The organism is Xanthomonas sp. CFBP 8443, assembly GCF_025666195.1.
Taxonomy (GTDB): Bacteria; Pseudomonadota; Gammaproteobacteria; order Xanthomonadales; family Xanthomonadaceae; genus Xanthomonas_A.
Genome location: NZ_CP102592.1, coordinates 3,220,527 through 3,243,122, shown reverse-complemented (window position 1 = coordinate 3,243,122; position 22,596 = coordinate 3,220,527). Strand labels below are relative to the sequence as shown.

Sequence of the window (22,596 nt, the reverse complement as noted above, 5' to 3'; positions counted from 1 at the left end):
GTTGGGTTGGGGCGGATCGGGATAGGCGGATCAGGGCGTGGTGCGGATCATGTCGGCGAGCACCGCGAAGATGCGGTCGATGTGTTCGCGCTCCACGATCAGCGGCGGCGACAGCGCGATGGTGTCGCCGGTGACGCGGATCAGCAGGTCGCCCTCGTGGAAGCAGCGCTCGAAGATCTCGTAGCCGCGCGCGCCAGGCGCATCCTTGCGCGGCGCCAGTTCGATCGCGCCGATCAGGCCGAAGTTGCGGATGTCGACGACGTGCGGCAGGTCCTTCAGCGCATGGATCGCCTGCTGCCAGTAACCGCCCAGTTCGATCGCCTTGTCGAACAGGTTCTCCTCCGCATAGGTGTCCAGCGTCGCCAGCGCCGCGGCGCAGGCCAGCGGATGACCGGAGTAGGTATAGCCGTGGAACAGGTCGATGGCGCCGGCCGGGCCGTGCGCGAAGGCGTCGTGGATCGCGTGCGAGACGAATACCGCGCCCATCGGCACGCAGCCGTTGGTCAGTCCCTTGGCGGTCGTCATCAGGTCCGGGGTGACGCCGAAGCGCTGCGCGGCGAAGGCCTTGCCGACGCGGCCGAAACCGGTGATCACCTCGTCGAAGATCAGCACGATGCCGTGCTTGTCGCACAGTTCGCGGATGCGCTGCAGGTAGCCGTGCGGCGGCAGCACCACGCCGGCCGAGCCGGAGATCGGCTCGATGATCAGCGCGGCGATGGTGGAGGCGTCGTGCAGTGCGACCAGCCGCTCCAGGTCCTCGGCCAGTTCCGCGCCGTGCGCCGGCAGCCCTTGCGAGAAGGCGTTGCGCTCGATGTCCAGGGTGTGTCGCAGATGGTCCACGCCGGGCAGCAGCGGGCCGTACCACTTGCGGTTGTTGGGCAGCCCGCCGACCGAGATGCCGCCGAAGCCGACGCCGTGGTAGCCCTTCTCGCGGCCGAGGAAGCGGGTGCGCTGGCCTTCGCCGCGGGCGCGGTGGTAGGCCAGCGCGATCTTCATCGCGGTGTCCACCGATTCGGAGCCGGAGTTGGTGTAGAACACGTGGTCCAGGCCGGTCGGGGCCAGTGCGACCAGGCGCTCGGCGAGCACGAACGGCAGCGGCGAGCCCATCTGGAAGGTCGGCGCGAAATCCAGCGTGGCGATCTGCCTGGATACCGCCTCGACGATGCGCGGCCGCGCGTGCCCGGCGTTGCAGCACCACAGCCCGGCGGTGCCGTCGAGAACCTGTCGGCCGTCCACGCTGCGGTAGTACATGCCCTCGGCCGAGGCCAGCAGCCGCGGCCGCGCCTTGAACTGGCGGTTGGCGGTGAACGGCATCCAGAACGCCTCCATGGCGTCCGGCGCCTGCGTGGCCTGGGCGGCGTAGTGGTCGGCCAGCGCCTGGGAGGAGGGGGGCGACTGAGGGCGCATCACAGGCTCCACGCAAGAGAAGTGTTGAAAAAACTTTACACCAACCGGAGCCGCGGTGGCGGCCGGGCCGCGTCTGCGCCACCGCCCGCAACGCAGGCCACTGCGCGGCGCGAACCCACGCATCAGCGCCAGGGTACGCCGGTCCGGCCGGATCGGCCGGTCGCGACGCGCGGCGCGCAAATTGACCGCGAGGAGCGGCTGTGTAAAGTATCCGGCAACACCCTCCAGGCCTTGCTCATCACGCGATGGATATCGGCGCCCGCCTGCATCGGGTTCGCACCGCCCACGGGCTGAGCCAGCGCGAGCTGGCCAAGCGCGTGGGCGTGACCAACAGCACCATCTCGCTGATCGAGCAGAACAAGGTCAGCCCCTCGGTGAGTTCGCTGAAGAAGGTGCTGGACGGCATCCCGATCTCGCTGGCCGATTTCTTCACCCAGGACCTGGACATCGGCGCGGCCGATGCGCCGTTCTACCGCGCCGACGAGCTGCCCGACGTGGGCAGCGACGGCATCCACTACTACCTGGTCGGGCAACACCGTCCGCAGCGGCAGATGTGCATCCTGCGCGAGGTGATGCCGCCGGGCAGCGACACCGGCGCCGCGATGCTGGTGCACGAAGGCGAGGAAGGCGGGGTGGTGGTGGCCGGCGAAGTGGAGATCACCGTCGGCGCGCAGGTGCGGGTGCTGCGCGCCGGCGAGGGCTACTATTTCGAAAGCCGGGTGCCGCACCGGTTCCGCAACGTCGGCAGCGACGCGGCGGTGATCGTCAGCGCCAATACCCCGGCCACGTTCTGAGCGGCGCGTGCGCCCGGCCGCGGTCGCACGACTTCAACATCCGTTCCTTCTTTCCGATCCGGAGCCTTTTCGATGAACGCACCCCGCACCCGCGACGCATGGCAGGCCATGGCCGACGCGCTGCACCTGCGCACCCAGGCCTTTATCGACGGCCGCTACGTCGATGCGGCCAGCGGCAAGACTTTCGACTGCATCAGCCCGATCGACGGCCGCGTGCTCGGCCAGGTCGCCGACGGCGGCGCGGAGGACATCGAGCGCGCGGTCGCCGCGGCGCGGCGCAGTTTCGATACCGGGCACTGGTCGCAGGCCAAGCCTGCGCAGCGCAAGAAGACCTTGATCAAGCTGGCGCAGCTGGTCGAACAGCATGCCGACGAACTGGCGCTGCTGGAGTCGCTGGACATGGGCAAGCCGCTACGCGACGCGCGCAGTGTGGACGTGGCGGCCGCCGTGCGCTGCCTGGCCTGGACCGGCGAGGCGCTGGACAAGGTCTACGGCGAGGTGGCGCCGACCGGGCACGACGAGCTGGGCCTGATCACCCGCGAACCGCTGGGCGTGGTCGGCGCGATCGTGCCGTGGAATTTTCCGCTGCTGATGGCGGCGTGGAAGATCGCCCCGGCGCTGGCCGCGGGCAACTCGGTGGTGCTCAAGCCCTCGGAGAAATCGCCGCTGAGCGCGCTGCGCCTGGCCGAACTGGTGGCCGAAGCCGGGATTCCCGATGGCGTGTTCAACGTGGTGCCCGGGTTCGGCAAGAGCGCCGGCGAGCCGCTGGCGCTGCACATGGACGTGGACGGGCTGGTGTTCACCGGGTCCACCGCGGTCGGCAAGCGTTTGCTGCAATGCGCCGGGCTGTCGAACATGAAGCGTGCGTACATGGAATGCGGCGGCAAGAGCCCGAACCTGGTGTTCGCCGATGCGCCGGACCTGGAACAGGCGGCGCAGGCCGCGGCCGGCGCGATCTTCTACAACCAGGGCGAGGTCTGCACCGCGGCGTCGCGCCTGCTGGTGGAGCGCTCGATCAAGGACGACTTCGTCGCCCGCGTGGTCGCCGCCGGGCGCGCGCTGCAGCCGCGGCATCCGTTCGACGACGACGCGGCGATGGGCGCGCTGGTGGACGAGGCGCAGACCGACCGCGTGCTCGACTACATCGCCCGCGGCAGCGAGGAAGGCGCGCGGCTGTTGCTCGGCGGCAAGCGCGTGGAGGTGGTGGCCGGCGGTTGCTACGTGGAGCCGACGATCTTCGACGAGGTCGGCCACGAGGACACCATCGCCCGCGAGGAGATCTTCGGCCCGGTGCTGTCGGTGATCGCCTTCGACGACGAAGCGCACGCGCTGCGCATGGCCAACGACAGCGACTACGGCCTGGCCGCGGGCGTATGGACCCGCGATATCGGCCGTGCGCACCGCGTGGCGCGCAAGCTGCGCGCCGGCAGCGTATGGGTCAACTACTGGGACGGCGGCGACATGACCGCCCCGTTCGGCGGCTACAAGCAATCGGGCAACGGCCGCGACAAGTCGCTGCATGCGTTCGACAAGTACACGGAGATGAAGGCGACCTGGATCAATCTGGCGGTCTGAGCCGGGATTGGGGATTGGGGATTGGGGATTGGGGATTCGCAAGTGCGCAGCACCTGCGCTTTTCTGTGGGAGGGGCTTCAGCCCCGACGCGTTACCGGTAACGCGTCGGGGCTGAAGCCCCTCCTACAGAGAAGCGGTTGCGCCGGAAGTCCAAGCTGCTGCTTCTCTTCAGGCGTGGCGATTTTTCCGCAAATCGCTTGACAGCACTTTGCCGCAGAACAGCGTTCCCGAGTCCCGAGTCCTCAAATCCGATCGACCCGGCAAGCGAAACAGCCCTGGCGCGCATTGTGCAAATGCAGGTAGCGCACCTGCGGATCGGCGAAGGCCTGCACGATGGCGGCCGCGACCGTCTCGCCGGCATGCACGTCGGCGGCGACCATCATGTCGGCGGCGTCGTAGCCGCGCAGCGAGATCAGTCGCCGGCGGATCGCGTCGGGCACCTGGTCCGGTACCGCCACGGCGGTGGGCACGTGGCGGCGCACGTAGATCGGTCCCGCGGCGCGGTACGGCGTGTCCGCCGGCTGGTGCTGGTAGTGCAGCAGCAACAGTTCTTCGCCGGGCTGGGCGTCTTCCAGGCTGACCCGGCACGGGAAGCCCGGCATCTGGTCGGCGCGGACGCGGCGCGCGCCGCGCGCGTGCAATCGCGCATCGTCCAGGTCGAACAGCGGTGCGAAGTGCGCGGCCGCAAGGCCGACACAGACGAAACTGGACATGAGCGCTCCCACAGGACAGTGAGCGCACAGCATGCGCGCCGCCGCAACACGGCGCCGGCCGGATTCGGACACGGCAGCGGTGTGCGACCGCCAGGCAGTACACCGGCGTGGCGATGCGACAAGCGAGCGTCCGCGCGCTGTCGCGCCGACGGCGCGCCGTGGCGTGTGCACGGCGTTTCTTTTCGGAGTTGCCGCATCGCGCCGGCTCCGTGCAGTCACTGCCGACAAAGCGCCGGGAACAAAGCGCCTCCTGCAAGAGCGCAGAGCTGAAGCGCTAGCGTCGTGACCCGCCGCGTGGTTCGACGGGCGCCATGAAGGTGCCGACGACGTCAGCACCTGGATCGCGTGCCGCGACGCCTGGGGCTGGCAGCCGGCGCAACGCGTGGCCGACGGCGCGCAGCCGCTCGCTCCGGGTCCCGAGTCCCGAATCTCACTTCACACCAGCCCGGCAAACGCCTCCGCCAATCCCTGCACGCGGCCGCAGTCGTGCGCGTCGTAGCCGGGCAGCAAGCCCAGTTCGTGCTGGAACGCCTCGCTGCGCAGCAGGTCCACGATCGGTGCCAGGCGGCCGCTGTCCAGTGCTTCGCGGCGGCATAGCAGGAAATAGCGCTCGTTGACGATCGGGATGAAGTCCAGGCCGTAGCGCCGCGCCGGCGGTTCCAGGCCCAGGCCGGCGTCGGCCAGGCCGCTGGCGACGTAGGCGGCGACCGCGGCATGGGTCAGCTCTTCCATATCGGCGCCGTGCAGGCCGCTCAGCGGCAGGCCTTGCCGCGCCAGCAGGCATTCCAGCAGCAGGCGCGTGCCCGAGCCGGGCTGGCGATGGATGAAGCGCACGTCGGCGCGCAGCAGGTCGGGCAGGGCGTGGATGCGTTTGGGATTGCCTGGCGCCAGCACCAGGCCCTGGGTGCGCGTGGCCAGGTGCAGCACGCAGTCGCCGTGCGGGTCCAGCCGGTCGCGGTAGTGGCCGAGCAGCTCGGCTTCCAGTTCGCCGATCGGCAGGTGCAGGCTGGCCAGGTCGCAGGCGTCGTTGCGCAGCGCGCTCAGCGCGTCGTCCGGACTGCGGTACTTCAGCTCCAGCGGCGCGCCGGCCAGCACCATGCACCGGCGCAGCGTCTCCACCCCGAACCCGTGCGAGGCGTGCAGGCGCAGCGGTATCGCTTCCTGCCGGAACACGCGCTCCAGTTCGCTCTCCAGTTCGCTGGCCAGGCTCTCCAGGGTTGGCGCCAGGCGTGCGGCGATGCGCTGCTCGGCCCAGACCAGGCGTTCGCCGATCGGCGCCAGGCGCGCGCCGCGGCCGCGGGTGGCGCGCAGCAGCGGCTGCCCGAACAGGCGTCGCGCCTCGCGCAGCGTGCCCCAGGCGTAGCGATAGGACAGCCCGGTCTGGCGGCAGGCCGCGGCCAGCGAGCCGGTGTCGCGGATTGCCAGCAGCAGTTCCACCAGCCGCGGCGGCAGGCGCTGTCCGGCGTCGGTGTGCAGCTCCCACTGCGGTCGGATCGTCACTTTGTACATGGCTGCGGCGCGTGTCCAATCGGCTTTCCACAGCCGATTATTAGACCATCGGGCGCTCGGCACCATTGCGCTTTCGTACTAACCTCGCCGCGCGTCGTTGCATCGCCATATGCAGTCGATCACATAAACGCCGGGCATCAAGGGGAACCGAATGAGCGACTCACGCACTGCGGCGCCGTCCGCGCACACCGCCCACGCCGCCCTGCTGTCGAAGGAACGCATCGTCGCCGGGCCGGGATTCAACCGCTGGCTGGTGCCGCCGGCGGCGCTGGCGATCCATCTGTGCATCGGCATGGCCTACGGGTTCAGCGTGTTCTGGCTGCCGCTGTCCAAGGCGCTGGGGATCACCGAGGCGGTGGCGTGCCCGGCGGACATGGGCTTCTTCGCGCGCATCGTGTCGGCCAGCTGCGACTGGAAGATCAGCGAGCTGCAGTGGATGTACACGCTGTTCTTCGTGCTGCTGGGCTGCTCGGCGGCGCTGTGGGGCGGCTGGCTGGAACGCGCCGGCCCGCGCAAGGCCGGGGTGGTCTCGGCGCTGTGCTGGTGCGGCGGGCTGGTGATCTCGGCGCTGGGCATCCATCTGCACCAGATCTGGATGCTGTGGCTGGGGTCGGGGGTGATCGGCGGCATCGGCCTGGGCCTGGGCTACATCTCGCCGGTGTCCACGCTGATCAAGTGGTTCCCGGACCGCCGCGGCATGGCCACCGGCATGGCGATCATGGGCTTCGGCGGCGGCGCGATGATCGGCAGCCCGCTGGCCGATGCGCTGATGCGCCATTTCGCCGGCCCGGCGTCGGTGGGGGTGATGGAGACCTTCTTGGTCATGGCCGCGCTGTACTTCGTATTCATGATGGCCGGCGCGTTCGGCTACCGGGTGCCGCCCAGCGGCTGGACCCCCGCCGGCTGGACCGCGCCGGCGGCCAGCGCCAACGCGATGATCACCGCCCACCACGTGCACGTGAAGAAGGTCTGGGGCATCCCGCAGTTCTGGCTGCTGTGGGGCGTGTTGTGCCTGAACGTGTCGGCCGGCATCGGCGTGATCGGCATGGCCTCGCCGATGCTGCAGGAAGTGTTCGGCGGACGCCTGATCGGCGTGGACGCCGGCTTCGGCAGCCTGGACACCGCGCAGCTGGCGGCCATCGCCGCCATCGCCGCCGGCTTCACCGGCCTGCTCAGCCTGTTCAACATCGGCGGGCGCTTCTTCTGGGCCAGCATGTCCGACAAGCTCGGCCGCAAGCACACCTACACCGTGTTCTTCGTGCTCGGCATCGTCCTGTACGCGGCGGCGCCGTGGGCCGGCAAGATCGGCGGCACTGCGCTGTTCGTCGGCATCTTCTGCGTGATCCTGTCGATGTACGGCGGCGGTTTCGCCACCATTCCGGCCTACCTGGCCGACCTGTTCGGCACGCAGATGGTCGGCGCCATCCACGGCCGCCTGCTGACCGCCTGGGCTACCGCGGGCATCCTCGGCCCGGTGGTGGTCGGCTACATGCGCGAGTACCAGCTGGGCCTGGGCCTGCCGCCCTCACAGGTGTACAACACCACGATGTACATTCTGGCCGGGATGCTGGTGCTGGGCCTGGTCTGCAACCTGCTGGTACGGCCGGTGGCGGCCAAGCACTTCATGACGGCGCAGGAACTGGCGGCGGAGAAGCAGCTGGCGCACGAGAAGGTCGGCAGCAACGGCCAATCGGCGCTGGATGCGGCGCAGCTGGCGCAGGTCGGCCACGGCGGCAACCCGCTGCTGGTGGCGCTGGCCTGGCTGGCGGTCGCGGTGCCGATGCTGTGGGGCATCTGGATCACGCTGCAGAAGGCGTTCGTGCTGTTCCGTTGATTTTTGCGAAAGGGGGGCGTCACCATGTACTCGCGTGCGTCTTCCCGGCCCGGCGCCGTCGCGCGCGGCGTGCGCCGCCATCGCGACGGACGGACCGCCGTGACCCAGGATCTGGTGGCGGCCGAGGTCCCGGTGGCGTTCGCCTACAACGGCGAGCCGTTCGTGGTGATGATGGCCACCCCGGAAGACCTGCACGACTTCGCGCTGGGCTTCTCGCTCAGCGAGGGCATCGTCGAGACCCCGGCGCAGCTGCGCATCGCCAGCGTCGACACGTTTCTGGAAGGGGTCTCGCTGCAACTGCAGATTCCGCCCGCGCATGCCGCGGCCCTGCAGGCGCGGCGCCGCAACCTGCAAGGCCGCAGCGGCTGCGGGGTGTGCGGCAGCGAATCGATCGAGGCGGTGCTGCGCGCGCCGCGGCCGCTGCCGGCCGGCACCGCGATCGCGCCGGCGGCGCTGGCGCGCGCGCTGCGCGAGCTGCGCCAGCAGCAGACGCTCAATGCGATCACCGGCGCCACCCACGCCGCCGCCTGGGCCGCTGCCGACGGCGGCGTGCAGCTGGCGCGCGAGGACGTCGGCCGCCACAACGCGCTGGACAAGCTGATCGGCGCGCTGGCGAGCGCCGGCATCGATCCGGCCGGCGGCTTCGCCGTGGTCACCAGCCGCGCCAGCTACGAGATGGCGATGAAGGCCGCGCAGGCCGGTATCCCGTTGCTGGCCGCCATTTCCGCACCCACCGCGCTGGCGATCGCGCTGGCCGACAGCGCCGGCCTGACCCTGATCGGTTTCGCCCGCGACCACGATTACGTCGTCTACAGCCATCCGCAGCGCCTGACCCAGGCCGAGCACGCCGGAGAGCCCGCATGAGCAAGAAAACCATCCAGCCCTACACGCAACCGGCCGGCGGCTGGGGCGCGCTGCGCGCCGTCGCCAAGCACCTGATGCAGCAGGACGTGGCGGTGCAGGGCTCCAAGACCCTGCTGCACGTCAACCAGCCCGACGGCTTCGACTGCCCCGGCTGCGCCTGGCCCGACCGCGACCACACCTCGACCTTCGAGTTCTGCGAGAACGGCGCCAAGGCGGTGGCCGCCGAATCCACCGCGCGCCGCGCCACACCGGAACTGTTCGCGCAGCACAGCGTCGCGCAGCTGGCCAAGTACAGCGACTACTGGCTGGAAGGGCAGGGCCGGCTGACCCATCCGCTGCGCTACGACAGCGCCAGCGACCACTACCTGCCGGTGAGCTGGGACGACGCGTTCGCGCTGATCGCCGGCCACCTCAACGGCCTGGCCTCGCCGGACCAGGCGATCTTCTACACCTCCGGGCGCACCAGCAACGAGGCCGCGTTCCTGTACCAGCTGTTCGTGCGCGAGTTCGGCACCAACAACTTCCCCGACTGCTCGAACATGTGCCACGAGCCGTCCGGCACCGCGCTGAAGGCGCAGATCGGCGTGGGCAAGGGCACCGTGTCGCTGCACGACTTCGAACTGGCCGATGCGATCTTCATCTTCGGCCAGAACCCGGGCACCAACCATCCGCGCATGCTCGGCGAGCTGCGCCAGGCGGCCAGGCGCGGCGCGGCGATCGTGTCGTTCAATCCGCTGCGCGAGCGCGGCCTGGAGAAGTTCGCCGATCCGCAGGACAAGCTGCAGATGCTGCACAACGGCTCCACGCGGATCTCCTCGGACTATTTCCAGCTGAAGATCGGCGGCGACCTGGCCGCGGTCAAGGGCATCATCAAGCACGTGCTGGAACGCGACGCCGAAGCGGCGCGCGCGGCGCGGCCGCGGCTGCTGGACCTGGAATTCATCGGCCAGCACACCGCCAACTTCGACGCCTTCGCCGCCGACGTGATCGCCGAGCCGTGGTCGGTCATCGTCGAGGAATCCGGGCTGAGCGAGGCCGAACTGCGCCACGCCGGCGAGATCTACCTGAAATCGGAGCGGCTGATCGCCTGCTGGGGCATGGGCATCACCCAGCACAAGCACTCGGTGGCCACGATCCACATGATCGCCAACCTGCTGCTGCTGCGCGGCCATCTCGGCCGCCCCGGCGCCGGCGCCTGCCCGGTGCGTGGCCACAGCAACGTGCAGGGCGATCGCACGATGATGATCTACGAGAAGCCGCCGGAGGCGTTCCTGGACCGGCTGCAGGCGGTGTTCGGGTTCGATCCGCCGCGCGCGCCCGGCTTCGACACGGTCGGCGCGATCGAGGCGATGCTCGACGGCCGCGCCAAGACCTTCTTCGGCATGGGCGGCAATTTCGCCACCGCCACCCCCGACACCGAGGCCACGCACCGCGCGCTGCGCCGCTGCGACCTCACCGTGCACGTGACCACCAAGCTCAACCGCAGCCACCTGGTGCACGGCCGCGACGCGCTGATCCTGCCGTGCCTGGGCCGCACCGAGATCGACATCCAGGAGACCGGGCCGCAGGGCGTCACCGTCGAGGACTCGATGAGCATGGTGCACCTGTCGGCCGGCATCAATCCGCCGGCCTCGCCGGAGCTACTGTCGGAGCCGGCGATCGTCGCGCGCCTGGCCGAAGCCACGCTCGGCACGCGCAGCGCGATCCGCTGGCGCTGGCTGGTCGCCGACTACGACCGCATCCGCGACCTGATCGCGCAGGTGTTCGTGGACTTCGCCGATTTCAACGCGCGGGTGCGCGTGCCCGGCGGTTTCCGCTTGTCCAACACCGCGCGCGACCGCGTGTGGGAGACGCCGGAAGGCCGTGCGGTGTTCAAGGCGCACCCGGTGCCGACCGACAACCCGATCCACCGCGCGCGCCGCCAGCGTCCCGAGCAACCGGTGTTCACCCTGGCCACCACGCGTTCGCACGATCAGTACAACACCACCATCTACGGCCTGGACGACCGCTACCGCGGCGTGTTCGGCGAGCGCCGGGTGCTGTTCATCAATGCCGCCGACATCGCCGACCTGGGCCTGCAGGCCGGCGCCTGGGTCGACCTGGAAAGCCTCGGCGAGGACGGCGTGCAGCGCCATGCCAAGCGCTTCCTGCTGGTGGAGTACAACATCCCGCGCGGCTGCCTGGCCGCCTACTACCCGGAGACCAACGGCCTGGTGCCGCTGTCCAGCTTCGCCGACGAGGCGCGCACGCCGACCTCCAAGTCGATCCCGGTGGTGGTGACGCCGCACCTGGCCGAGGCCGCCGACGCGGCGCCGCGCGACATCGGCGTGGCGCTTGTCCGCTGATCCGGCGCTGACCCGGGCGCTGCTCGAGGCGCTGGCGCCGGAGCCGGAAGGCATCGCCCTGGCGCGGCTGTGCAAGCGCATCGGCGTGCGCATGAGCGTGCTGCTGCGCACCCTGGCCTGGCTGGGCGAGGCCAACCTGGACGGACGCCCCGGGCCGGGCTGGATCCGGGTGGAGACGCGCGGCGAGCGCGAGGTCGCGGTGCTGACCGCCGCCGGCCGCGCGCAACTGCCGCGCTGAGGCGCACGGCCGCGTCGCGCTGCGTGGCCTCGGCCGATCTGCCAGAATCGGGCGGTTTCCCGTCGATCCCGCCGCCATGACCGCTGCCGCGCTTCCCGTTTCGCCCCTCAATTCGCCGCGCCGCGTGCTGCTGGCCAGCCTGGTCGGCACCACCATCGAGTTCTTCGATTTCTACATCTACGCCACCGCCGCGGTGCTGGTGTTCCCGACCCTGTTCTTTCCCGCCGGCGACGCCGACGCGGCGCGGCTGCAGTCGCTGGCGACCTTCGCCGTGGCCTTCGTCGCGCGACCGCTGGGCTCGGCGTTGTTCGGCCATTTCGGCGACCGCGTCGGGCGCAAGGCCACGCTGGTGGCGGCGCTGCTGACCATGGGCCTGTCGACGGTGCTGATCGGGTTGCTGCCCAGCTACGCCCGCATCGGCATGTGGGCGCCAGCGCTGCTGGTGCTGTGCCGCTTCGGCCAGGGCCTGGGGCTGGGCGGCGAATGGGGCGGGGCGGTGCTGCTGGCGACCGAGAACGCGCCGCCGGGCAAGCGCGCCTGGTACGGCATGTTCCCGCAGCTGGGCGCGCCGCTGGGCTTCCTGCTGTGCTCGGGCATCTTCCTGCTGCTCGGCGCGCTGCTCGACGATGCGCAGTTCATGCAGTGGGGCTGGCGCATTCCGTTCGTGGCCAGTTCGCTGCTGGTGGTGACCGGGCTGTGGGTGCGCCTGCGCATCCACGAGACCCCGGACTTCCAGCGCGCGCTGGACCGCAACGAGCGGGTGCGGCTGCCGATGTGGACGGTGCTGTCGCGGCACACCGCGGCGATGCTGCTGGGCACGCTCGGGGTGTTCGCCACCTTCGTGCTGTTCTACCTGATGACGGTGTTCGCGCTGGGCTACGGCACCTCGGCGCTGGGCTACAGCCGCGAGCAGTTCCTGTTGCTGCAGATGGTCGGCATCCTGTTCTTCGCCGCAGGCATCCCGCTGTCGGCGCATTTCGGCGACCGCCGCGGCACGCGCCTGGCGATGATCGTGGCCAGCGTCGCCATCGTCCTGTTCGGGCTGGGCTTCGCGCCGCTGTTCCAGGCCGGGCAGCCGTGGCAGGTGTTGGCGTTCCTGTCGCTGGGGTTCTTCTTCATGGGCCTGACCTACGGCCCGTGCGGCACCTTGCTGGCCGAGCTGTACCCGGTGCCGGTGCGCTACACCGGCGCCTCGCTGTCGTTCAACCTGGCCGGCATCATCGGCGCGGCACCGGCGCCGTACGTGGCCAGCTGGCTGGCCCAGCACTACGGCCTGCAGTGGGTGGGCTACTACCTCAGCGCCGCGGCGCTGCTGACCCTGCTGGCGCTGGTGGCGATCCGCGCCGCGCGCCGCTGAGCCGCGGCGCGCTCACCACAGCGCGTCGCGCAGCTTGTACCAGGACATCGCCGCCACCAGCAGCGGGGTGCGCAACAGGCGCCCGCCGGGAAACGGCGCGTGTGGGATCCTGGCGAACAGGTCCAGGCGTTGCGCCTGTCCGGCGATGGCGGAGGCGATGACCGCGCCGGCCAGGCCGGTGGCAGCCACGCCGTGGCCGGAGAAGCCCTGCGCGAAATAGACGTTCGGAGTCAGCCGGCCCCAGTGCGGGGCGCGGTTGCGGGTGATGTCGACATAGCCGCCCCACACGTAGTCCAGTTCGACCTCGCGCAACTGCGGGAACACCCGGCGCATGCGCCGGGTCATGACCCCGCGCAGGCCCGGCGGCGGCAGCGACGAATAGCTGGCGCGGCCGCCGAACAGCAGGCGGTGGTCGCGACTGAGGCGGAAATAGTCCAGCGCCCAGTTCACGTCGGCCACCGCCATGTCGTTGCCGATCAGCTCGCGCGCCAGCGCCGCGCCCAGCGGTGCGCTGGCGCCGATGTAGGTGCCGACCGGCATGATCCGCGACTCCAGTTCCGGCGCGATGCCGCGCAGCCAGGCGTTGCCGGCCAGCACCGCGAACTCGGCCTGCACCTCGCCGTGCGCGCTGCGCAGGATCGGCCGCGCGCCGCGCACCAGCGCGGTCACCGGCGACTGCTCGTAGATGCGCACGCCGGCGGCCAGCGCCGCGCGCGCCAGCCCGCGCGCGTACTCGAGCGGGTGCAGGTGGCCGCTGGCCGGGTCGTACATCGCGCCCAGGTAGCGCTCGCTGCGCAGCTGCTCGCGCAACTGCGCGCGGTCCCACCACTGCAGCGGATAGTCGTAGCGCTGCGCCATCTCGACGATGCCGGCCTGCAGCGCGCGCACCTGGCGCGGCTTGATCGCCACGTGCGCATGGCCGTCGCGCCAGTCGCAGGCGATGGCATGGCGCTGGATGCGGCTGCGCAGCAGCTGCATGCCATCGCGCGAGAAGTCGAACAGCAGCCGCGCCTCCGCGCTGCCGAGCAGCGCCTCCAGCGTGTGCTGCTCGCAGCCGTAGCCGACGATGGCCTGGCCGCCATTGCGCCCGGACGCCCCCCAGCCGACCCGCTGCGCTTCCACGATCGCGACCTGATAGCCGGCCTCGGCCAGCGCCAGCGCCGCACTCAGCCCGGTATAGCCGGCGCCGAGGATGCACACGTCGGCGCGCACCTGGCCGCGCAGCGGCGGCTGCGGCGGGAGCGGGGTGGCGCTGGTGGCGTACCAGTTGTCGGGACCGGGGACCGGGGACCGGGGACCCGGGGGGCTGGACGCGCGCTGCAACTCATCGTGACGATCGGACATGATGCTCGGGTTCTCGGCTCTTGGCTTTTCCGGGTCCCCGGTCCCTGGTCCCCGGTCCCGGCTCGACACTCACACCGTCCGCAAATACCACCGATAATCCAGATCGCTCACCTGCGCATGGAAATCCAGCATTTCGCGCCGCTTCTGCTGGCCGTAGACGTGGCGGAAGCGGGGGCCGAACTGGTCGGCGACGAAGTCGCTGGCGAGGAATCCGGCGATCGCGCCGCGCCAGTCCGGATGGCGGATGTCGGTCTGTTCGTAGGCGTTGCCCTGCACCGGCGGGCCGGGATCGAAACCGTGCTGCAGGCCGTGTTCGATGCCGGCCAGCACCGCCGCGGCGACCAGGTAGGGGTTGGCGTCGGCGCCGGCGATGCGGTGTTCGATGCGGGTGTTGGCCGGGTCGCTGTGCGGCACGCGCATCGCCACGGTGCGGTTGTTGAAGCCCCAGCTGTCGTTGAGCGGCACGAACGCATTGGGCACGAAGCGGCGGTAGCTGTTGGCGTGCGGGGCGAACAGCAGCAGGCAGTCGTCGGCGCTGCGCTGCAGGCCGCCGATGGCGTGGCGCAGCGCGTCGGCCGGTGCCTGCACGGTGCCGGCGAAGACGTTGGCGCCGGCCGCGTCGAGCAGGCTCACGTGCAGGTGCAGGCCGCTGCCGGACTGCGCCGCGAACGGCTTGGCCATGAAGCTGGCGAGCAGCTCCTGCTGCTGCGCGATCGCCTTGATCGCGCGCTTCAGCAGCACCGCGTCGTCGCAGGCGGCCAGGGCGTCGCCGCGGTGCTTGAGGTTGATCTCGAACTGGCCGGGCGCGTACTCGGCGACCGCGGTATCGGCGGGGATGCCCTGCGCGCGGCAGGCCTGCGCGACCGCGTCGGTGAAGCCGCGCTGGTCGTCCAGTTCCTGCATGTAGTAGACCTGGGTGCTGTCGTTGCGCAGCCCGGTCTGCGCCTGCAGCGGCGGTTGCGGCCGGCCGTGCGCGTCGGCGCGCGGATCGAACAGGTAGAACTCCAGTTCCACCGCGATCACCGGGGTCAGCCCGCGCGCGCGCAGCCGCGCCAGCACCCGCGCCAGCACTTCGCGTGGGGCGAATTCCAGCGGGCTGCCAGCGTCGTCTTGCATCGCCAGCAGCAGCTGCGCCGAGGGCACCGGCGCCCACGGCACCGGCTGCAGCGTGCCGGGGATCGGGAAGCACAGCCGGTCCTCGTCGCCGATGTCGTAGCCCAGGCCGGTCTCCTCCACCGTATTGCCGGTGATGTCGGTGGCGATCAGCGACATCGGCAGGCACACCCCGTCGCGATAGACCTTGTCCAGCGCGTCGCGGGTGATGCGCTTGCCGCGCAGCAGGCCGTTGCCGTCCGGCAGCAGCAGGTCGATCTGTTCGCAGCCGGGGATGCGCTGCAGGGTCTGGGCGTCGTCCGGGGGCAGGTGCGGAGCGTCGTGCGTGCGGGTCATGGCGGCGGCCTGCGGGAGTGTGGCGAGCTTAGCAGAGCCATGCGCGCGTCAAGAATACTCAACAGGCGGAGGTGTCGGGCGGAAGCGCAGAATGGCGTCGGGTCCGCGCGTTTGCTGCGTCGAGTGGCGGCCGTGCTGCAGAAACCAGCGTATTGCGCGTGCGCGCAGCGGCGCCATACGCTCAGTGCAGAACCGCACGCCGAGGCCGCGTGTTGTAAAAATAAAACGCCCGGGGTAACTTGCGGCCACGCCACACGAGTTCTTCGCATGGCCGTATCGCCCCTGGTCGGCCTGCCGACCGATCGCAAACTCATCGGCCAGCATCCGTTCCTGGTCGCTGGGGAAAAGTATCTGCGCGCGGCCGTCGACGGCGCCGGGGTCACCCCGGTGCTGCTGCCGTCGCTGCAGCCGCCGGTCGCGTCGCGCGACTGGCTGGCGCGGCTGGACGGCCTGCTGCTGACCGGCGCGATCAGCAACATCGAACCGCACCACTACAGTGACGAACCGAGCTGGCTCGGCAATCCGCACGATCCGGCGCGCGACGCCAACACCCTGGACCTGATCCCGCAGGCGATCTCGCTCGGCCTGCCGATCCTGGCGATCTGCCGCGGCTTCCAGGAAGTCAACGTCGCCCTTGGCGGCACCCTGCACCAGAAAGTGCACGCGGTGGCGGGGCTGTCCGATCATCGCGAAGACCCCCAGGCGGCGCTGGAACTGCAGTACGCGCCGGCGCACGAGGTAGCCCTGAGCGAGGGCGGCTGGCTGGCGGAGATCGCCGGCAGCACGCGTGCGCGGGTCAATTCGCTGCACGGGCAGGGCGTGGCCCGGCTCGGCGGCGACCTGATCGTGGAGGCGCTGGCACCGGACGGGCTGATCGAGGCGTTCCGCGGCATCGGTCCGGGCTTCCTGCTGGGCGTACAGTGGCACCCGGAATGGCGCGTCCTCGACGACCCGTTCTATCTCGGCATCTTCCAATCCTTCGGCGACGCCTGTCGCCACTACGCGGCTCGCCGCACGCACTGAATCGATATTTCCCCCATGGCCAGCCGATCGCGTTCCCGCAAGAACACCCCCGAACAGCAGGAAAGCTCGCTGCGCCGCTGGCTGAAGGACCGCCACATCACCGAGGTCGAGTGCCTGGTGCCGGACATCACCGGCAACGCGCGCGGCAAGATCATTCCCGCGGCCAAGTTCTCGCACGACTACGGCACGCGCCTGCCCGAAGGCATCTTCGCCACCACCGTCACCGGCGAGTATCCGGACGACTACTACGACCTGACCTCGCCGTCGGACTCGGACATGCAGCTGCGCCCGGATCCGGACACGGTGCGGATGGTGCCGTGGGCCACCGACCCCACCGCGCAGGTGATCCACGACTGCTATACCAAGGACGGCCAACCGCACGACCTGGCGCCGCGCAACGTACTGCGCGGCGTGCTGCAGGCCTACGCGGCGATCGGTTTCAAGCCGGTGGTGGCGCCGGAGCTGGAATTCTTCCTGGTGCAGAAGAACACCGACCCGGATTTCCCGCTGCTGCCGCCGGCCGGCCGCTCGGGACGGCCGGAGACGGCGCGGCAGTCGTACTCGATCGACGCGGTCAACGAATTCGACCCGATCCTGGACCTGATGTACGACTACTGCGACGCGATGGAACTGGACGTGGACACCTTGATCCACGAATCCGGCGCGGCGCAGCTGGAGGTCAACTTCACCCATTCCGACGCGCTGTCGCGCGCCGACCAGGTGTTCCTGTTCAAGCGCACGATGCGCGAGGCGGCGATGCGCCACGGCGTCTACGCCACGTTCCTGGCCAAGCCGATGGAGAACGAGCCGGGCAGTGCGATGCACATCCACCAGAGCCTGGTCGACAAGAACGGCAAGAACGTGTTCAGCGGCCGCCGCGCCGGCGAGTACAGCCGCACCTTCGCGCACTACCTGGCCGGGCTGCAGAAGTACGTGCCGATGGCGATGGCGCTGCTGGCGCCGAACGTCAACTCCTACCGCCGGTTGATGTTCGGCGAGGTGTCGCCGAGCAACGTGCTGTGGGGCTTCGACAACCGCACCTGCGGACTGCGGGTGCCGATCGACACGATCGAGAACATGCGGGTGGAGAGCCGTTTCGCCGGCTCCGACGCCAATCCGTATCTGGCGATGGCGGCGACGCTGGCCTGCGGGTTGCTGGGCATCCGCGAGAAGCTGGAGCCGACCGAGCCGATCAGCGGCAACGGCAAGGAGATGGGCTATCAGTTGCCGCGTTCGCTGGGCGAGGCGCTGGACGAGCTGGAGCGGTGCGTGCCGCTGCAGGAGATGCTGGGGCCGCGTTTCGTGCGCGCCTACATTTCGGTCAAGCGCAAGGAATACGAGACGTTCTTCCGGGTGATCAGTTCGTGGGAGCGGGAGTTCCTGCTGCTCAACGTGTGAGGTGGCCATCCGTCTTGTGACGGGGCAGCTATGAGCGGTACGCCCGCATAGGATTTGCTGTTGCTGTTGCTGTTGCTGTTGCTGTGCTGTTGCCTAGCTTGGCTTTGGCTTTGGCTTTGGCTTTGGCTGTTGCTTTGCTTTGCCTTACCGGGTTCCCTTCCGTAGCGGCGAACCAGGCGGGAAAAACCCGAAGGGCGGCGCACATGGATGTGCGCCGTCCGCGGCAGGGGCAGGATGCCCCTTCCGCGGATCCCGTCTGGTTCGCGGACCCGGAGCGCGCAGCGCGGAGGGCGCGGAGGCAGGGTGTGCTTTCTTTTGGTTACTTTTCTTTGCACAAGCAAAGAAAAGTGACCCGCGCAGCGGAAGCTCTGCTCCTGCTTCATGCTTATGTTGTTGCTCAAGGCTTGCAAGCGAAGGCAAAAAAGCAAAGGCAAAAGCTTTCGCGCTTTGGCGCGAGTCACTTTTCTTTGCTCGCGCAAAGAAAAGTAACCAAAAGAAAGCGCGCCCTGCCGAGCGCCTTCCGCGCTGCGCGCTCCAGGTCCGCGTCCATGTCGGGGATTCGCGGAAGGGGCATCCTGCCCCTGCCGCGAACGGCGCACATCCCTGTGCGCCGCCCCTTCGGGGTTTTTCCCCGCCATGGCCGCCGCTGCGGAAGGGAACCCGGTAAGTCAACAGCAACAGCAACAGCGTCAGCCAAGCAACAGCAACAGCAACAGCAGGGCAACGGCAACAGCCACGCAGGGCAACAGCAAGAGCTAAGGCAACAGCAACGGCAAGGCGACAGCGGCAACCAAGGCGCGGCAACGGCAACTCGGCACAGTACGGAGTGGACATGGATCGGATAGACACGCGGGCCCTGCAGGACCTGGATGCGGCGCATCACCTGCACCCGTTCAACGACAACGCCGCGTTGGCCCAGAAAGGCACGCGCATCCTCACCCGCGGCGACGGCGCCTACGTCTGGGACGCGGATGGCAACAAGCTGCTCGACGCGTTCGCCGGGCTGTGGTGCGTCAACGTCGGCTACGGACGCAAGGAGTTGGGCCAGGCCGCCGCGCGGCAGATGGAACAGCTGGCGTACTACAACAGCTTCTTCCAGTGCACCACCGAGCCGACCATCCGCCTGGCCGCCAAACTCGCCGAACTCACCCCCGGCGACCTCGACCATGCCTTCTTCACCAACTCCGGCTCCGAGGCCAACGACACCATCCTGCGCCTGGTAAGGCACTTCTGGGCCGTGCAGGACCAGCCGCAGAAGAGCATCTTCATCGGCCGCCACGACGGCTACCATGGCACCACCATGGCCGGCGCCAGTCTCGGCGGCATGAAGGGCATGCACCGCCAGGGCGGGCTGCCCATTCCCGACATCCACCATATCGACCCGCCGTACCCATTCGGCGACGGCGGCGATCTGGATCCGGAGGAATACGGCCTGCTGGCCGCGCGCCGGCTCGAGGACAAGATCCTGGAGCTGGGGCCGCAGCGCGTGGCCGCGTTCATCGGCGAGCCGATCATGGGCGCGATCGGCGTCTACATCCCGCCGCGCAGCTACTGGCCGGAGATCGAGCGCATCTGCCGCCGCTACGACGTGCTGCTGGTCGCCGACGAAGTGATCTGCGGTTTCGGCCGCACCGGCGAATGGTTCGGCGCGCAGCATTTCGGCTTCCAGCCGGACGTGATGACCATCGCCAAGGGCATCACCTCCGGCTACATCCCGCTCGGCGCGGCCATGTTCGGCAAGCGCGTGGCCACGGTGCTGAAGGAGCAGGGCGGCGAACTGGCGCACGGTTGCACCTATTCGGGGCATCCGGTGTGCGCGGCGGTGGCGCTGGAGAACCTGCGCCTGCTGCAGGACGAGGGCATCGTCGCCCGCGCGCGCGACGAGATCGCGCCTTACCTGGCGCAGCGCTGGGCCGAGCTGGGCGAGCACCGGCTGGTGGGCGAGGCGCGCATCGTCGGCATGATCGGCGCGCTCGAGCTGGTCCCGGACAAGCCGCGCCGGCACTATTTTCCCGACCGCGGCAAGGTCGGCGCGCTGTGCCGCGACCACGCGCTACGCCGCGGCCTGATCCTGCGCGCGACCAACGATGCGATGCTGCTGTCGCCGCCGCTGATCCTCAGCCGCGCCCAGGTCGACGAACTGTTCGACAAGGCCTGGCTGGCGCTGGAGGACACCGCGCAGGCGCTGGGCAAATAGGCCGGCGCTGGTTAGTCTGGGCCGTCAGCCCCCGACTCGGCCGCGCGGCGCCGCGGCGTGTATCTTCCGATCTTCCCCACGGACCTGCGGAGACCTGCAATGAAGCTGCGACTGCTCACTCTTTCCCTTTCTGCGGCGCTGCTCGCCTCCTGTGGCGGTTCCGGCGGCGGGGAGGGCGGCAAGCCCGCGGCGGGCGAAGACCAGGTGCTCAACGTCTACAACTACTCGGACTACATCGCCGAGAACACCATCCCCGAGTTCGAGAAGGCCAGCGGGGTCAAGGTCACCTACGACGTGTTCGACAGCGACGAGATGGTCGAGACCAAGCTACTGGCCGGCGGCAGCGGCTACGACGTGGTGGTGCCGACGCTGAACTTCTTCGGCCGGCAGATCCAGGCCGGCGTGTTCCTGCCGCTGGACAAGAGCAAGATCCCGAACCTGGCCAACCTGGACCCGGAAATCATGCAGCGCATCGCGCAGCAGGATCCCGGCAACAAGTACGGCGTGCCGTACATGGTCGGCACCACCGGCATCGGCTACAACGTGGACAAGGTCAAGGCCGCGTTCGGCAGCACCGACATCGCCAACAGCTGGGACCTGGTGTTCAAGCCGGAGAACATCGCCAAGCTCAAGGACTGCGGCGTCACCATCCTCGACACGCCGTCGGACCTGATCCCGATCGCGCTGCACTACCAGGGCGAGGATCCGCACAGCACCGACACCGCCAAGATCGAGAAGGCCGCGGCGCTGATCAAGAGCATCCGCCCGTACGTGCAGAACTTCCACTCCTCGCAATACGTGACCTCGCTGGCCAACGGCAGCACCTGCCTGGCGGTGGGCTGGTCGGGCGACATCATCCAGGCGCGCGACCGCGCCGAGGAAGCCAAGAACGGCGTGCACGTGGCCTATTCGATTCCCAAGGAAGGCGCGCCGCAGTGGTTCGACATGCTGGCGATCCCGAAGGATGCCAAGCATCCGGAGAACGCCTACAAGTTCATCAACTACCTGTTGACCCCCGAGGTGGCCGCGGCCAACAGCGACTTCATCCACTACGCCAACCCGGTGCCGAAGGCGACGCCGCTGGTGGATGCGGCGATCCGCAACGACCCGACCATCTATCCGCCGCCGGAGGTGGCGGCGAAGATGTTCACCTACGCGATCAACCCGCCGGAGGTGGACAAGCTGTACACCCGCCTGTGGACGGAGATCAAGACCGGCCGCTGAGGCGGTCGCGTCCGTGGTCCATGGCGCGGCGCGACGGCGCGGCGCCTGCACGCAGTACGGCCGCGCCGCGCGCGGCCGCCGAAGGGGAGGACCACCGGGATGCGCGCCATGTGCGCGTCCCGCCAACCGCCGCCCGCAACGGGCGGCATGGAGACGACGATGAAGCGGCGAGCGATAGCGGGGATGGTGGCGGTGCTGTGCCTGGCCGGTTGCGGCGAAGCGGGCCGGCAGGGCGACGCGGCGGATGCGGCGGATGCGGCCGGCGATGCGAAGCAGCTGAACGTCTACAACTGGTCGGACTACATCGCCGAGGGCAGCGTGCCCGGCTTCGAGCGGCACAGCGGCGTCCACGTCACCTACGACGTGTTCGACAGCAACGAAGTGCTGGAGGCCAAGCTGCTGGCCGGCGGCAGCGGCTACGACGTGGTGGTGCCGTCGTTGAGTTTCCTCGGCCGGCAGATCCAGGCCGGCGTGTTCCTGCCGCTGGACAAGAGCAAGATCCCGAACCTGGCCAATCTGGACCCGGCGATGATGCAGCGCATCGCCCAGCAGGACCCGGGCAACACCTACGCGGTGCCGTACCTGTGGGGCACCACCGGCATCGGCTACAACGTCGACAAGATCCAGGCCGCATTCGGCACGACCGATGTGGCCGACAGCTGGGACCTGGTGTTCAAGCCGGAGAACCTGGCCAAGCTCAAGGACTGCGGAGTGACCTTCCTCGACACCGCCTCGGAGATCGTGCCGACGGTGCTGCACTACCTGGGCGAGGACCCGAACAGCACCGATCCGAAGGTGATCGAGAAGGCCGCGGCCAAGCTCAAGGAAATCCGCCCCTACATCCAGAACTTCCATTCCTCGCAGTACATCGACGCGCTGGCCAAGGGCAGCACCTGCCTGGTGGTGGGCTGGTCCGGCGACATCCTGCAGGCGCGCGACCGCGCCGAGGAGGCCAAGAACGGCGTGCACATCGCCTATTCGATTCCGAAGGAAGGCGCGCTGCAGTTCTTCGACATGCTGGCCATCCCTAAGGACGCCAAGCATCCGGAGAACGCCTACCAGTTCATCAACTACCTGCTGACCCCGGAAGTGGCCGCGGCCAACACCAACTTCGTCAGCTATCCGAATGCGGTGCCCAAGTCGCTGCCGCTGATCGATGCGGCCATCAGTGGCGACCGCACGATCTATCCGCCTGCGGAGGTGCAGGCCAAGCTGTTCGCACTAGCGGTGATGCCGCCGGAAGTGGACCGCCAGTACACGCGGCTGTGGACGGAGCTGAAGACGGGGCGCTGAGCGGCTCGCAGCAGATGATTGGCCCCTCTCCC

General features: G+C 69.3%; 18 protein-coding genes. 13 read left to right on the top strand and 5 right to left on the bottom strand.

The window, feature by feature from the left end:
• Window positions 1–30: 30 nt before the first annotated feature.
• On the bottom strand, window positions 31–1,407 hold the full coding sequence (locus NUG20_RS13540; RefSeq protein WP_263394982.1) for an omega-aminotransferase AptA: 1,377 nt from the start codon (window positions 1,405–1,407) through the stop codon (window positions 31–33).
• 245 nt (window positions 1,408–1,652) lie between these two features.
• Between NUG20_RS13540 and NUG20_RS13535 the strand changes: the two genes are divergently transcribed.
• Both NUG20_RS13535 and NUG20_RS13530 read left to right on the top strand, forming a co-directional pair.
• Entirely contained in the window at window positions 1,653–2,201 is a 549-nt protein-coding gene (locus NUG20_RS13535; RefSeq protein ID WP_263394981.1) for a type II toxin-antitoxin system RelB family anti-toxin, read from the top strand.
• A gap of 72 nt (window positions 2,202–2,273) precedes the next feature.
• Complete coding sequence (locus tag NUG20_RS13530; protein ID WP_263394980.1) at window positions 2,274–3,776, top strand: aldehyde dehydrogenase; 1,503 nt, start codon at window positions 2,274–2,276, stop codon at window positions 3,774–3,776.
• Window positions 3,777–4,018: 242 nt separating this feature from the next.
• Here NUG20_RS13530 and NUG20_RS13525 read toward each other — a convergent pair whose 3' ends face one another.
• Window positions 4,019–4,489, bottom strand: coding sequence for a DUF1203 domain-containing protein (locus NUG20_RS13525; RefSeq protein WP_263394979.1), 471 nt, complete (start codon window positions 4,487–4,489; stop codon window positions 4,019–4,021).
• A 435-nt stretch (window positions 4,490–4,924) separates the two neighbouring features.
• Entirely contained in the window at window positions 4,925–5,998 is a 1,074-nt protein-coding gene (locus tag NUG20_RS13520) for a substrate-binding domain-containing protein (RefSeq protein ID WP_263394978.1), read from the bottom strand.
• Between the two features lie 151 nt (window positions 5,999–6,149).
• On the opposite strand from NUG20_RS13520, the gene NUG20_RS13515 reads away from it, so the two are divergent.
• The 5 genes from NUG20_RS13515 (at window position 6,150) to NUG20_RS13495 (ending at window position 12,636) form a co-directional block, all read left to right on the top strand.
• Window positions 6,150–7,832, top strand: coding sequence for an OFA family MFS transporter (locus NUG20_RS13515; protein WP_263394977.1), 1,683 nt, complete (start codon window positions 6,150–6,152; stop codon window positions 7,830–7,832).
• A 24-nt stretch (window positions 7,833–7,856) separates the two neighbouring features.
• Window positions 7,857–8,696 carry a formate dehydrogenase accessory sulfurtransferase FdhD gene (gene fdhD, locus NUG20_RS13510; RefSeq protein WP_263394976.1) on the top strand — a complete coding sequence of 280 codons (840 nt, stop codon included), beginning with the start codon at window positions 7,857–7,859 and terminating at the stop codon, window positions 8,694–8,696.
• On the top strand, window positions 8,693–11,041 hold the full coding sequence (locus tag NUG20_RS13505) for an FdhF/YdeP family oxidoreductase (protein ID WP_263394975.1): 2,349 nt from the start codon (window positions 8,693–8,695) through the stop codon (window positions 11,039–11,041). Before fdhD ends, NUG20_RS13505 begins: the two co-directional genes overlap by 4 nt.
• Window positions 11,031–11,279 (top strand): hypothetical protein, encoded by a 249-nt coding sequence (locus NUG20_RS13500; RefSeq protein ID WP_263394974.1) that lies wholly within the window; start codon window positions 11,031–11,033, stop codon window positions 11,277–11,279. Before NUG20_RS13505 ends, NUG20_RS13500 begins: the two co-directional genes overlap by 11 nt.
• A 76-nt stretch (window positions 11,280–11,355) precedes the next feature.
• A complete protein-coding gene (locus NUG20_RS13495; RefSeq protein ID WP_263394973.1) occupies window positions 11,356–12,636 on the top strand; it encodes an MFS transporter in 1,281 nt (426 codons plus the stop codon).
• A 12-nt stretch (window positions 12,637–12,648) separates the two neighbouring features.
• On the opposite strand, the gene NUG20_RS13490 is transcribed toward NUG20_RS13495, so the two are convergent.
• Window positions 12,649–13,848 carry an NAD(P)/FAD-dependent oxidoreductase gene (locus tag NUG20_RS13490; RefSeq protein WP_263398482.1) on the bottom strand — a complete coding sequence of 400 codons (1,200 nt, stop codon included), beginning with the start codon at window positions 13,846–13,848 and terminating at the stop codon, window positions 12,649–12,651.
• Between the two features lie 201 nt (window positions 13,849–14,049).
• The gene (locus NUG20_RS13485) at window positions 14,050–15,429 is read right to left on the bottom strand and encodes a glutamine synthetase family protein (RefSeq protein ID WP_263394972.1); all 1,380 of its coding nucleotides are present in this window, start codon (window positions 15,427–15,429) and stop codon (window positions 14,050–14,052) included.
• A gap of 267 nt (window positions 15,430–15,696) precedes the next feature.
• Here NUG20_RS13485 and NUG20_RS13480 point away from each other — a divergent pair, with 267 nt between their 5' ends.
• The 6 genes from NUG20_RS13480 (at window position 15,697) to NUG20_RS13455 (ending at window position 22,564) form a co-directional block, all read left to right on the top strand.
• Entirely contained in the window at window positions 15,697–16,452 is a 756-nt protein-coding gene (locus NUG20_RS13480; protein ID WP_263394971.1) for a gamma-glutamyl-gamma-aminobutyrate hydrolase family protein, read from the top strand.
• A gap of 15 nt (window positions 16,453–16,467) precedes the next feature.
• Complete coding sequence (locus NUG20_RS13475; RefSeq protein WP_263394970.1) at window positions 16,468–17,850, top strand: glutamine synthetase family protein; 1,383 nt, start codon at window positions 16,468–16,470, stop codon at window positions 17,848–17,850.
• Window positions 17,851–18,155: 305 nt separating this feature from the next.
• Complete coding sequence (locus tag NUG20_RS13470; protein WP_263394969.1) at window positions 18,156–18,695, top strand: hypothetical protein; 540 nt, start codon at window positions 18,156–18,158, stop codon at window positions 18,693–18,695.
• Window positions 18,683–20,047, top strand: coding sequence for an aspartate aminotransferase family protein (locus tag NUG20_RS13465; RefSeq protein ID WP_263394968.1), 1,365 nt, complete (start codon window positions 18,683–18,685; stop codon window positions 20,045–20,047). The genes NUG20_RS13470 and NUG20_RS13465 overlap by 13 nt, the downstream gene beginning before the upstream one ends.
• Window positions 20,048–20,146: 99 nt before the next feature.
• Window positions 20,147–21,271 carry a polyamine ABC transporter substrate-binding protein gene (locus NUG20_RS13460; protein WP_263394967.1) on the top strand — a complete coding sequence of 375 codons (1,125 nt, stop codon included), beginning with the start codon at window positions 20,147–20,149 and terminating at the stop codon, window positions 21,269–21,271.
• A 159-nt stretch (window positions 21,272–21,430) separates the two neighbouring features.
• Window positions 21,431–22,564 (top strand): extracellular solute-binding protein, encoded by a 1,134-nt coding sequence (locus NUG20_RS13455; protein ID WP_263394966.1) that lies wholly within the window; start codon window positions 21,431–21,433, stop codon window positions 22,562–22,564.
• Window positions 22,565–22,596: the final 32 nt, after the last annotated feature.